Origin of the sequence: Rhodococcus sp. IEGM 1409, from assembly GCF_030056735.1 — a bacterium.
In the GTDB taxonomy this organism is placed as follows: Bacteria; Actinomycetota; Actinomycetes; order Mycobacteriales; family Mycobacteriaceae; genus Rhodococcus_F.
Genome location: NZ_JASHKN010000002.1, coordinates 649,181 through 661,259, shown reverse-complemented (window position 1 = coordinate 661,259; position 12,079 = coordinate 649,181). Strand labels below are relative to the sequence as shown.

Annotated in this window: 11 protein-coding genes; 2 read left to right on the top strand and 9 right to left on the bottom strand. The window is 61.7% G+C overall.

The window, feature by feature from the left end:
- Positions 1-5: 5 nt before the first annotated feature.
- Complete coding sequence (locus tag QM716_RS09095) at positions 6-1,304, bottom strand: MFS transporter (RefSeq protein ID WP_283303827.1); 1,299 nt, start codon at positions 1,302-1,304, stop codon at positions 6-8.
- A 159-nt stretch (positions 1,305-1,463) separates the two neighbouring features.
- Here QM716_RS09095 and QM716_RS09090 point away from each other — a divergent pair, with 159 nt between their 5' ends.
- Complete coding sequence (locus tag QM716_RS09090) at positions 1,464-1,889, top strand: pyridoxamine 5'-phosphate oxidase family protein (RefSeq protein WP_283303826.1); 426 nt, start codon at positions 1,464-1,466, stop codon at positions 1,887-1,889.
- Positions 1,890-1,966: 77 nt separating this feature from the next.
- On the opposite strand, the gene QM716_RS09085 is transcribed toward QM716_RS09090, so the two are convergent.
- From QM716_RS09085 to QM716_RS09065, 5 genes are all read right to left on the bottom strand, one after another.
- Positions 1,967-2,746, bottom strand: a complete 780-nt coding sequence (locus tag QM716_RS09085) for a nuclear transport factor 2 family protein (protein ID WP_283303825.1) — start codon at positions 2,744-2,746, stop codon at positions 1,967-1,969.
- A complete protein-coding gene (locus QM716_RS09080; protein ID WP_283303824.1) occupies positions 2,743-4,473 on the bottom strand; it encodes an acyl-CoA dehydrogenase family protein in 1,731 nt (576 codons plus the stop codon). Before QM716_RS09080 ends, QM716_RS09085 begins: the two co-directional genes overlap by 4 nt.
- 58 nt (positions 4,474-4,531) lie before the next feature.
- A complete protein-coding gene (locus QM716_RS09075) occupies positions 4,532-5,191 on the bottom strand; it encodes a rhomboid-like protein (protein WP_208690654.1) in 660 nt (219 codons plus the stop codon).
- 22 nt (positions 5,192-5,213) lie between these two features.
- Complete coding sequence (locus tag QM716_RS09070; RefSeq protein WP_283303823.1) at positions 5,214-5,885, bottom strand: O-methyltransferase; 672 nt, start codon at positions 5,883-5,885, stop codon at positions 5,214-5,216.
- Between the two features lie 79 nt (positions 5,886-5,964).
- Positions 5,965-7,710, bottom strand: a complete 1,746-nt coding sequence (locus QM716_RS09065) for a proline--tRNA ligase (RefSeq protein ID WP_283303822.1) — start codon at positions 7,708-7,710, stop codon at positions 5,965-5,967.
- Positions 7,711-7,765: 55 nt separating this feature from the next.
- On the opposite strand from QM716_RS09065, the gene yaaA reads away from it, so the two are divergent.
- On the top strand, positions 7,766-8,509 hold the full coding sequence (gene yaaA / locus QM716_RS09060; protein WP_007735009.1) for a peroxide stress protein YaaA: 744 nt from the start codon (positions 7,766-7,768) through the stop codon (positions 8,507-8,509).
- 34 nt (positions 8,510-8,543) lie between these two features.
- Here yaaA and QM716_RS09055 read toward each other — a convergent pair whose 3' ends face one another.
- The 3 genes from QM716_RS09055 to QM716_RS09045 all read right to left on the bottom strand — a co-directional run bounded on the left by QM716_RS09055 (position 8,544) and on the right by QM716_RS09045 (position 12,063).
- Positions 8,544-10,052, bottom strand: coding sequence for a protein adenylyltransferase SelO (locus QM716_RS09055; protein WP_283303821.1), 1,509 nt, complete (start codon positions 10,050-10,052; stop codon positions 8,544-8,546).
- Positions 10,053-10,087: 35 nt separating this feature from the next.
- Positions 10,088-10,516 carry a CBS domain-containing protein gene (locus QM716_RS09050; protein WP_283303820.1) on the bottom strand — a complete coding sequence of 143 codons (429 nt, stop codon included), beginning with the start codon at positions 10,514-10,516 and terminating at the stop codon, positions 10,088-10,090.
- An 80-nt stretch (positions 10,517-10,596) separates the two neighbouring features.
- A complete protein-coding gene (locus tag QM716_RS09045) occupies positions 10,597-12,063 on the bottom strand; it encodes an MFS transporter (protein WP_283303819.1) in 1,467 nt (488 codons plus the stop codon).
- Between the last annotated feature and the right edge of the window lie 16 nt (positions 12,064-12,079).

Sequence of the window (12,079 nt, the reverse complement as noted above, 5' to 3'; positions counted from 1 at the left end):
CATGATTATTTCGCCATCGTGCGTGTGCAGGAGATCGAAATTGCACCGAGCAGTCCGACAAGCGCGAAAGCGTAGAAGCCCCACGGCACGGCGTAACCCGCACCCAGGAGAACCCCACCCAGAATCGGGCCACAGATCGCACCGACCCAGCCGACACCGGCCGACCATCCGAGCGCTGTCGCGCGAATTTGAGGAGGATGATTGGCGCTGGTGAAGGCATAGACCAATACCTGTGCACTGAACACGAAGCATCCGGCGAGAAAGACCATCACGTAGATTCCGAACGACACCTTCACACTCAGAAGTGCCAGGAACAATGCCGCTCCGGCGAACCACACGATGGCGGCGGTACGAGGGCCGATCTTGTTCGCGACACCCCCGGCGATCAAGAGTCCGACGACAGCTCCGGCATTGAGGATCAGAAGAAACTTCAACGACGCTCCGAGGTTGTAACCGGCCTCACGCATGATCGTCGGAAGCCACGTGTTCAATCCGTAGACGAGCAGCAAGCCCATGAAACTGGTGATCCAGATGGCGATGCTGTTACGCAGGAACTTCGAAGAGAACAGTGCGCGAACGGGATTGGCGGCTTCTACACGACCAGCTTCGGATGTAGGCGCCGCCTCGAGTTCGACGCCGTAGCGGGCAGCGATTTCCTCGGCTTCGGCACGCTTTCCGTGAGCGAGAAGGTACGACGGAGATTCCGGCAGATACCGCAACATGAGTGGAATCAGGACGACGGCAGGAAGTGCGCCGACGACGAACATCACTCGCCAACCGAAAGGTTCGATCACGACGAGCGCCAGTGCGGCGGTGGCAACGGCGCCGACGTGATAGCCGGTCATCAGCATGGTCGACGCAGATCCGCCGCCTTGCTTCTTCGAGAATTCGTTGACCAGAGCCAATGCCGTCGGCAGGGCGCCACCCAGTCCCACACCGGCAAGGAAGCGCAGCAGACCGAAGATGAAGGGGTTAGGCGCAATTGCGCACAACAGAGTGAGAATCGAGAATGCGGCAACGGCGTACAGCAGCGCGTGGCGTCGACCGATGACGTCGGTGAGAGTGCCGATGACGAGGGCGCCGATGGTCATACCGATGAGCCCGAAGGTCGAGATCATCGTGATCGTGCCTGTGCTCAATCCCCACGCGTCGTAGTCGAGAAGCGAAGGAATCACCGCGCCGAGTACGACCAGGTCGAATCCGTCCAAGAGTACAGCGATCCAACACAACGGTGCTACCCACAATGCGGCACTCACCCGACGCGAACCGGTGGTTGAACTCGACTGCGTATGCGGTGCGGTCATCGGATCCTCGACATTCACTGCTTGTAGGCGTTCGCTACTTGTTCAGATCAATCGGTCCAGTTCGAGAAATGTTCGCATTACGAACGCCTGTTCATAATGAGCACACCGATTGTGTACGGAGTCACAACGCCATGTCAAACGTCGCGGTAATCTCGAGGAATGGCACTCTCCGAAAATGAGCGTGAACAGTTTCTGTCCGAGCCCCACATCGGGGCACTGTCCGTATCGGACGGTCCCGAGCGCGGCCCGTTGACCGTCCCGATCTGGTACCTGTACTCACCCAGTGGCAAACCGTGGATTCTCACCGGCAAAGATTCGCGAAAAGCGCAGCTCATCAAGACGGCCGGGTATTTCTCGTTGATGGCCGAAAGGCTCGATCCGACTATCCGTTACGTCAGCGTCAGCGGATCCGTCGACAAGATCGTTCCGGGTACCGACGAGATGCTGGTCGAAGTCTCGCGGCGCTACCTGACTCCGGACAAGGTCGACGGATATCTCGAATTCGCGCGATCACAATTGGGCGAGCAGGTAGCGATCTATATGGATCCGCAGCACTGGCTGTCCGCAGACCTAGGGGCCCTCTGACAACTACCGGAACCCGAAAGGCTCGGCGCGCCGGAATGGCGCGCCGAGCCTGACCTGCATGTGGAGGGCTCTCGATATCAGCTCTCGGTGAAGAAACGCACCCGGTTGAGGCGATGACCGCTCGCCTCGAAGCCGAACAGTGCGATGGCCGGTTCCCCGCACACGATGACGCTCGCCGTCACAGTACGACCGGCAACCAACATCTTGCTCTTCGTCACGCCGGTCAACAGAGCATTGACATCAGCGTTGGACAACTGTGTGCCCGCCGGAAGTTCGACGGGTACCGGCGGCGTCCGGCCGACTGCGGCTGCATCGAGGAACCGCGACGCTGCCTTCTTGCCTTTGTCTCCGACCCCGAAGATGCCGCGTGAGAACCCGAGTGCTCCGCCGATCCCCTGGTTCGAGAGCAACTGAGGGGTCAACTTCGCGGCCGCCTTCACCCCCGCGGCACCCGCAGTAGCGAGCTGACTCAACATCGTCGCCAATTCCCAATGCGCATAAAGGGTTCCGATCCGCAAGGATTCGGGCTCCCCCACCAAGTCGTAACGCAAGTGCATCGGAACGTCGAGAACGACTCCGGTCGACATCTCGGTAGCGAGGCTCAGATCGCGCCACACCGTCCGGCCGCACACGATGTCGCGCTCGACATGGAAAGTGATCGAATTGGGGGCGATGAACGTGTCGTAGAAGCTCTCGATCGCTGCCTGACCGTTGTGCGGACGCGAACCAACCGGGTCGTTGATCTGCCCGTCGCCGGCAAACAAGGCAACCCACGTCGAGCGGTCATGCGCGCCGACGGCTTTCGGAGATCCCTCCACGACGGTCGTCAACTGCTCGCGCGTCACCGGGGCGGTCATGCGCGCATCTCGTATGCACCGTCGTACGCCTTGACCTGCTGCCACACCCGGTCGAAGCGTTCGCTGTCGACCACGGGCTTACGCACCGCGGCCAGTGCCCATTTCTGCTGCTCCGGCGTCGACGACGGCTTTCCGTGCAGTGCGATCGCGTATCCCGAGAAGTCGCGGATCTGGAAGTCGAAGATTTGATCGACAACGTCGGCGTCGAGTCCGGTGATCTCGGCCTGCTCCAGAATCAGATGACCGTAGACGACGAGGGAAAACAGGTGCCCGACGTTGAGCATGAAATCGAGATCCTTCTGCTGCTGCGCGTCCGGCGCTGCGGCAGTGAGCAATTCGGTGAGCGCGATCGCCTGCTCGTAGAAACGAGCGACGTTCGGAATCGAAGAGTGCTTCTCGTAGACGGGCTTCCACTCGTGGAACTGGATCTTCGCAGCGCCGCGGGTCGGTCCCTGATTCCAGAAGAACTCGTCGTCGGCTGCGTCGTCGCGCGTGACGATCTCCGGGAACTCCGCGGGGTTGAACAGGTAGTTCGGCAAGAACTTAAGGATCAGGCCGACGTTGACGTGGACGGTGCCCTCGAGCTTGGGCAGCGTGCCGATCATCTGCGCTGCTTCACGGAAGTACGTGGACTTCTCGTACCCCTTTGCCGCGATCACGTCGTGCAGCAACCCGACGACCTTTTCACCTTCCGAGGTGACCTTGGCCTTGGTCATGGGATTGAACAGCAGGTAGCGACGGTCTTCGAGGCTGGCGCTGCGGAAGTAGTCGACCGCCCGCGCGCTGAACTGTTTCATCGCGATCAGACGTGAGTACGCGTCGACGAAGGCGGCGCGTACATGGGCGAAGTCCGTGACCGGATTACCGTAGAGAATTCGATTCTGCGCGTGAGTGATTGCTTCGAAGAACGCATGTTCGGTGATCCCGATGGAGCCGGTGCACAGGTTGAACTTTCCGACGTTGACCGTGTTGAGCGCGGCCTCGAATGCGGCGACGCCGGTGTGCAGAATGTCTTCCTCGCGCACCGGGTAGTCGTCGAGGCGGAAATTGCTGACGTACATTTGCCCGCGCAGGACATTGTCCACAAGCTGATAGTTCGGATGTGCACTGTCGGCGACGAAGAACACGTAGCCTTCGGGACCCTCGACGTCGGTACGACGCCCGAACACAGACACCATTCCGGCTACGTTGCCGTTTCCGATGTAGTACTTCTCGCCGCTCGCGCGGAAGGCGACGTCGCCGTCGGTGGGAGTGAGAAGCATGTCGGTGGAGTACACGTCGGCGCCGTGATCACGCTCGGACAGGCCGAACGCCATGACACCACCGTCGACGAGTTCCTGCGCTGCACGCTTCTTCGCTGCGTCGTTGTCACTCATCCAGATCGGTCCGAGTCCGAGGATCGTGACCTGCCAGGCGTACCAGTACGCCAGCCCGTAAAAACCGAAGATCTCACTCAAGGCCGCGTTGCGGGCACCGTCCCAACGACGGTTCTCGTCACCGTCGGCGAATGCCGCCGGAGTCTGGAACGTCGCGAACAACTTCTCCTTGCCGACGAACTCGAGAAAGTCGGAGACCCACACGGCGTCGAGGTCGTCCTGAAGCAGTTGCTTCTTGCCGCGGCTCTCGAACCATTCGATGGTGGCTCGCAGCAAACGGCGGGTCTCCGGATCGAACTGAGCGGGGTCGTAAGTATGGGGGTTGAAGAGCAATCCATCGGTGCCAGACACGTCATTACCTTTCGTCGATGACGCTAAACTACCAGCGGGTAACTTTCCGCGGTGCGATTCATGGAAGACCTGCGATTCTTCGCGAATGCCACAGGTCCATCGGATTCCACGTGCCGGACCGAGCACGCGTGATCGGATAGCACGCCAATCCCAGCAACAACGCAGACATGTGGCCGATGGCGGTGAAATTGGTGGCAAAAATCAGAGGTACACCGTAGAAGAGCAACAGCCCCGCGAGATAGATGTATCGCCACGGATCGACGATGCGGTACACCAGAATCCCCATGATGCCGGCCAGACCGTAGCTCACTCCCACGTCGAGAGTGTTGACCGCCGACTCCGCCACGTATCCGTGCCGAATACCTTCGTACAGAACACCTTCGCTGATGTACGTGGCTCCGACGTGGGCGATGACGACAACACACAGCCACCGCCACGTCCCGAGCCAACGCTCAGCCGTTGCATGAAAGATGGTGAAGAGAACCAGGTATCCCAACCAACCGCCACCTTCGAGCCAGAAGGCACTCGAGAACAGGACTCGTAGCGGGTCTTCGGCCAGGTGATGCAGATTGGTCGAGCGCTTGCCGAGAAAACGCTCCTCGACATTGTCAGGCAGATGCCGCAGGAACAGCGTGGTGAACAGCAGGGCAAGCAACCAGACATAGGTACCGGGAGCACTGCGCACCCATCGCCATGCCGCCTTTGCTGCCCCCAGCATCCTCACCGCTTCGAGTCTGCGCTCACTCGTTCACTACTGCAACGGCAAACCCGTCCCACCCCTTCGAACCCACAGTTTGGATGGCAGTGCCGTCGAGTTTCGGTTCGGCCGCGATCATCTCCAACACTGCTCGACTCGCTTTGACGCGCTCGTCGTCGATATCCGGGTTGGACACATGTCCGCCACGCACCACGTTGTCCACGATGATGACGGTTCCGGGATGCGAGAGGGCCAAAGCCCACCGCACGTACTCGGTGTTGTTCTCCTTGTCGGCGTCGATGAAGACCAAGTCGAAAGGTCCCAACTCCTCCTTCGCGATCGACGGAAGACTGTCGAGCGCCGCGCCGACGCGGATGTCGACACGGTCCGCCAAGCCGGCCCGCTCGAGGTTGGACCGCGCGACGTCTGCGTGGGTGGGATCGAATTCCAACGTGATGACCCGGCCCGAGGGGCCGACCGCGCGAGCGAGCCAGATTGTGCTATACCCGCCGAGTGTTCCGATCTCGAGGACATTGCGCGCCAAGCACATTCGCGCCAACAAATTGAGGAGCTTGCCCTGGTTCGGTGCCACGTCGATGGGCGGAAGACCGGCCTCGGAATTGGCGACGAGTGCCGCGTCGAGAACCGGATCTTCACCTACCAATGTGGAAACGAGGTAGCCGTCGACTTCTGCCCAATCCGGTTCGCGTTCCATAAGGTCGATTGTGGCAGAAAAGAAGGGCCGCCGCAGACACCTCGGAAGGTGGCTGCGGCGGCCCTGACAGGTATTCGAATCAGCCGCGAACTGCGCTGATGACCTCCTCGATCGCCGAGTCGGCGTCGATCTCACGGCTCTCACCAGTGAAGCGGTCGCGAATTTCGACCTTGCCGTCTGCCCAACCACGACCGACGACAACGATCAGCGGAACACCGATCAGCTCGGAGTCCTTGAACTTCACGCCCGGCGATGCCTTGCGGTCGTCGAGGATCACTTCGAGTCCGGCGCGGTCGAGCTGCGCAGCGAGGCCTTCGGCACCTTCCCGAGCGGTCTCGTCCTTGTTCGCGATAACGAGGTAGACGTCAGCCGGTGAGACCTCGGCCGGCCAGCGCAGGCCCTTCTCGTCATGGTGCTGCTCGGCAATGACGGCAACCAGGCGCGAGACGCCGACGCCGTACGAACCCATGGTCGGGCGGACGGGCTTGCCGTTCTCGGCGAGGACGTCGACGGTGAACACGTCGGTGTACTTGCGGCCGAGCTGGAAGACGTGCCCGATCTCGATTCCGCGGGCAGAGACCAGCGCGCCGGCTCCGTCGGGCGAGGCGTCGCCATCACGAACCTCGGCAGCTTCGATCGTTCCGTCCGGCGTGAAGTCACGACCGGCGACGAGGCCGACCACGTGCTTGCCGTCTTCGTCGGCGCCGGTGATCCAGCTGGTGCCGTCGACGACGCGCGGATCGACGAGGTAGCGAACACCGTTGGCCTGCAGCGCCTTCGGGCCGATGTAGCCCTTGGCCAGGAAGGGGTTGTTCTTGAAGTCGGTCTCCGTGATCATCACGAACTCGGCCGGCTCCAGCGAAGCCTCCAGTCGCTTTTCGTCGACCTCACGGTCGCCGGGGATGCCGATACCGAGGAGTTCCCATTCGCCGCCGGGCAGGCGGGTCTTGACCATGATGTTCTTGAGAGTGTCGGCCGCGGTTACCGTACGGCCGAGGTCAGCGCCGTTCGCCCAGTCCACCAAGGTGTCGATGGTGGGCGTGTTCGCGGTGTCGTACACCTTCGCCTCGGGCAGTCCGTCGAACGGAATCGCGTCGGGAACAACCGTCTTGACGGCCTCGACGTTGGCGGCGTAGCCGGATTCGAGGCAGCGCACGTAGGTATCCTCGCCGATCTCGCTCTCGGCGAGGAACTCCTCGGACGCGCTGCCGCCCATCGCACCGGAGGTAGCCGAGACGATGACGTACTTGACGCCCAGACGCGTGAAGATCTTCTCGTAGGCGCCGCGGTGCGCCTGGTACGACTCCGTCAGGCCTTCGTCGGTGAGGTCGAAGGAGTAGGAATCCTTCATGAGGAACTCGCGACCGCGCAGAATGCCGGCACGCGGACGCTCTTCGTCGCGGTACTTGGTCTGCACCTGGTACAGGGTGACCGGGAAGTCCTTGTAGGAGTTGTACTCACCCTTGACCGTCAGAGCAAAGAGCTCCTCGTGGGTCGGGCCGAGCATGTAGTCGTTGCCCTTGCGATCCTTGAGGCGGAACAGGTTGGGGCCGTACTCGGTCCAGCGGTTCGACGCTTCGTAGGGATCGCGCGGGAGCAGAGCAGGCAGCAAGATTTCCTGTCCGCCAATGGCATTCATTTCTTCACGAACGACACGCTCCACCTCGCGCAGCACCCGCAATCCCAGTGGCAACCACGAGTAGACGCCTGGAGCGATACGACGCACGTAGCCGGCACGAACCAGCAGTTTGTGGCTGGCAACTTCGGCGTCCGAGGGATCGTCACGCAGGGTACGCAGGAACAGGTGGGACAGACGGGTAATCACGAGGTGTAAGGATAGTCGCCGCAGTCGGCCGAGCGGGCCTCGGTACGGTTACAGCGTGCTTGTACTGCTGCCTCCCTCAGAAACCAAGTCCGACGGCGGCAAGGATGCGCCCCTCGATCTGGCCGAACTGTCAATGCCCCAGTTGACCGAAACGCGCGAATTGCTGGTTCAGACGCTGGTCGATCTGGCCGCCGACGTCGAAGCGTCGTGCGAAGCGCTCGGGCTCGGTCCGACGCAAGCGGACGAAGTGGAGCGCAACGCCAAGCTGTGGGTGTCCGCGACGCGGCCCGCGCTGCAGCGCTACACCGGGGTGCTCTTCGACGCACTCGACGCCAAGTCGTTCACCCGCGCCCAGAAGGCCAAGGCTCTCGATCGGATCGCTATCGGTTCCGCCCTGTTCGGCGCGGTCCGCGCCGGTGATCTGATCCCCGCCTACCGCCTTTCCGGCGGGTCCAAACTGCCCGGGATGGGCACCCTCCGCTCACTGTGGAAGCCGGAACTGCCGAAGGCGTTGGCCGCCGAAGCCGACGGCCTTGTCATCGATCTGCGATCGGGTACCTACCAAGACCTCGGCCCCGTTCCGGACGCGCTGATCGCGACCGTGCTCACCGAAAAGCCGGACGGCACACGCACTGTGGTCAGTCATTTCAACAAGCACCACAAGGGTCTGCTCGCCCGTGCACTGGTGGTCTCGCGTGCCGAACCCACGGACATCAAGGGTGTTGCGCGGGTGGCGTCGAAAGCGGGACTGCGGGTGGAAATCGCGTCTGAGCGTGAATTGATCATCCTGACGGATTGACGACGGAGCCGAACAAGCACGCACCAATCATCAATCAAGTGCCGCAAAAGGTTTGGAACGTCTCACTGAAAGACTGCGGGGCCGCCTCGGTGTAGTCAGCCCACTCGTCGCGCCGGTCGAACGGGTGCGTTACCACCTCCAGCAGCGTCTCGAACGGAACGAGGTCGCCGTCGGTCGCGGCGCGCAAGGCAGCATCGAGCTGATGATTGCGCGGAATGTACAGCGGGTTGACGCGATCCATCACGCCAGCGGTCTCCACAGCCCCGTTTCCCTGTTCCGCCAGGGCGCCGCGCCACCGCTGCAACCAGGACGCGATGTGCTCCCGTGGCACGAGATCGGCGAGGGGCGCCGAATTTCCGCGCAATTCGTCCGCGAGAGCGCGGAAACTACCCGTCCAATCAGCACCGTGTTCCGCCAACAATGTCAGCAAATCGTCGACAAGCGTCCGATCGACAATCGGCAGGGCCAAACCGAGCTTTGACGCCATACCGGCCGCGTAGTGGTCCTCGTAACGCTCGTCGAAGGTCTCGAGAACTGCTGACACCGCGGAAATCGCTTCGTCCGGTGTCGAGTCGATCAGCGTCAACAAGGTTTCCGCGAAGCGCGCCAGATTCCACTTCAGTACAGCGGGCTGATTGCCGAATGCATAGCGGCCGCCGCGGTCGATCGAGCTGAACACTGCCGCCGGATCGAATGCGTCGAGGAAGGCGCACGGACCGTAATCGATGGTCTCCCCCGAAATTGTCGTGTTGTCCGTGTTCATGACCCCGTGTACGAAACCGACGAGCATCCACCTCGCCACCAGTGACGCCTGCGCCTCGACCACGTCCTCGAAGAACCTCAGGTAGCGATTGTGTGCACCCGTTGCCGGCAGTTCGGTCAGCTCTGGGTAGTGGCGGGCGATCGCGTAGTCGGCGAGTGGCTGCAAGACCTCGCCCTGCCGGGCCGCGAACTCGAAGGTCCCCACTCGAAGATGGCTCGACGCAATCCGTGCAAGCACAGCACCGGGTTCGGCGCCGCTGCGGCGAACGTGCCGACCCGTCGCCACCACCGACAGCGCGCGCGTAGTGGGGATACCGAGGGCATACATCGCCTCACTGACCAGATATTCGCGCAGCATCGGCCCGACGACCGCATACCCGTCGCCGCCCCGAGAGAACGGCGTGCGCCCGGAGCCCTTCAGATGCAGGTCCACTCGCTGACTGTCACTGCTGACGAGTTCACCGAGTAACAACGCCCGACCGTCCCCGAGAATTGGTGCGTATCCACCGAACTGATGACCCGCATACGCCATCGCCACCGGTGTGGCCCCGACCGGCACCGTCGACCCGGACAGGACGCCAACCCCGTCCACACTTCGCAGCGCTGTCACGTCCAATCTCAACGATGCAGCCAGCCGCTCGTTCACCACGAGCAATTGCGGATCAGGTGCGGCAGCACCATGCCACGGAACGGTCAGAGCGCCCAGTTCGTCAGCGAAGGTGCTCTCCAGGCCGGCCACGATGGTGGCCGTCTCTGCTGTGGATTCCTCGATTGCAGCCATCACACGAGAGTAGTCACCGTGAGACGACCTATCGATCAGCCCTGATCGATGTACGACTCCAGTTGATCGCGTTCACTCTTGAGCTCGTCGATGCGACTCTTCACCACGTCCCCGATACTCACGATGCCGAGCAGGCCGCCGTCCTCGATAACCGGCAGGTGGCGGATTCGACGCTCGGTCATGATCGCGGCAATGCTGTCCACGGCGTCTGCCGGAACGCACGTGTACATCAGGGCAGTCATGACCTCGGAGACCGGTGTGTCGAGAAGATCAGGTCCGCGCTCGTGCAGGCGTCGAACGACGTCTCGTTCGGAAATGATGCCTACGACCGCGCCATCGTCGATCACCACCATGGCGCCGATGTTGTGACGGGCGAGATCGCACAGCAACCCGTTGACCGTCGTGTGGGCGTCAATGGTGACGATGCTGTTGCCCTTGTTTCGCAATATTTCCGCGATCCGCATCACGGCACCCCGATTCGTCGAGACTCTCGGCACGTCCTGCAACGATCGTATCGGCTAGCGAAGCGGATAAACAGGACTGATCAGTCGATTCCCTGAGCTGCCTTCTCCGCCGCCTGCGCCTGGGCGACCTGAGCGGGAGTGAACTTGATGAACAGTGCGGAGATCGCCGCCAGGGCTGCGAAGATCGCGCAACCGAAGAGGGCGAAGACATAACCTTCGCTCAGCGCCGACAATTGTGTGGGAGTCATATCTGCAGCGACTCCGCTCACACCTCCGAGCGAGAGGGTTCGAGACGTCGCCATCGCACCCACGATCGCAAGTCCGACGGGACCGAACAGAACCTGCGCAACCTGCGCGATTGCGGTCAACGGACCGATGTCCTGTGGGCCAACACCCGCGATAGCGCACAGCGGCAGGGGAACGACGGCCAAACCCACACCGAAGCCGATCCCCACGACGAGAACAAACAGATTGCCCATGTATGTGGTCGTCTCGTCCAACGTCGACCCGTACAGAAGTCCCACGAACGTCAGCAGAGAACCCGTCACGATCAGCCATCGTGCCTGTACGCGAACGGCGAGTTTGGACGCGACGAATGCCGCCGCACCCAGTCCGAACGCGAAAGGCACAAAAGCCAGACCCGCGTGCAACGGGCTGTACCCGAGGATGTCCTGGACGAAGAGCGCCACGAACGGCGCCAGCGAAAACATGACAGCACCGATCAACGCGAGTGAAATGAACGTGAAGACGCGGTTCTTGTTCTTGAAGAGGCTGAACGGCAACAGTGGGTTCTCGGCGCGTCGTTCGACCTGCAGGAACACGACAAACAGTGCAACTCCCCCGATGAGAGCACCCAAAACCGCAGGACTGGTCCAACCCATCTCGGGGCCTTCGGTGAACCCGAAAACGATTCCGGTACAGCCCACAGTTGCAAGAATTGCCCCTGGCACATCCAGCTTGAGTCGCTCGGCTCCGGTCTCGACCAAGGCCTTGAATGCAAACCCGATGATCATCAGTCCGATGGGGACGTTGATCAGGAAGATCCACCGCCATGAAACCTCGGTGAGTGCACCGCCGATGATCAACCCGGTCACCGAACCGATTCCGGTCATGGCAGCAAAGATCGCGATGGCCTGATTCCTTACGGGACCGGGTGCAAACGTTGTCGCCACGAGAGCCAACGCAGTGGGTGAGGCGATCGCTGCGCCGACGCCCTGGACGGATCTGGCCGCCACCAACATCGCTTCGTTGGTAGCCAAACCACATGCCAGCGAAGCGAGCGTGAACAAGATGACTCCGCTGAGGAACACCTTCTTGCGCCCGAAGGTGTCACCCAGCCGGCCACCCAACAGCATCAGTCCGCCGAAGGTCAGAGCGTACGAAGTGATGACCCAGTTCCGACCGGAGTCGCTGAGATCGAGATCCTCCTGGATCCGGGCCAAGGCCAACGACGCCACCGTGCCGTCGAGCACCATCATCAACTGCATACCGCTCAAGACGATGATCGCCAGTCCGAATGCCCGTGTCGCCACGGGGTACTTCGTCATGGTGTTTTCGGACCCA

What these genes read in the sequence shown, in the direction of transcription:
- QM716_RS09095 (WP_283303827.1), bottom strand. Translation starts at nt 1,304, where the DNA reads ATGACCGCACCGCATACGCAGTCGAGTTCAACCACCGGTTCGCGTCGG.
- QM716_RS09090 (WP_283303826.1), top strand. Translation starts at nt 1,464, where the DNA reads ATGGCACTCTCCGAAAATGAGCGTGAACAGTTTCTGTCCGAGCCCCAC.
- QM716_RS09085 (WP_283303825.1), bottom strand. Translation starts at nt 2,746, where the DNA reads ATGACCGCCCCGGTGACGCGCGAGCAGTTGACGACCGTCGTGGAGGGA.
- QM716_RS09075 (WP_208690654.1), bottom strand. Translation starts at nt 5,191, where the DNA reads ATGCTGGGGGCAGCAAAGGCGGCATGGCGATGGGTGCGCAGTGCTCCC.
- QM716_RS09070 (WP_283303823.1), bottom strand. Translation starts at nt 5,885, where the DNA reads ATGGAACGCGAACCGGATTGGGCAGAAGTCGACGGCTACCTCGTTTCC.
- QM716_RS09055 (WP_283303821.1), bottom strand. Translation starts at nt 10,052, where the DNA reads ATGGCTGCAATCGAGGAATCCACAGCAGAGACGGCCACCATCGTGGCC.
- QM716_RS09050 (WP_283303820.1), bottom strand. Translation starts at nt 10,516, where the DNA reads ATGCGGATCGCGGAAATATTGCGAAACAAGGGCAACAGCATCGTCACC.
- QM716_RS09045 (WP_283303819.1), bottom strand. Translation starts at nt 12,063, where the DNA reads ATGACGAAGTACCCCGTGGCGACACGGGCATTCGGACTGGCGATCATC.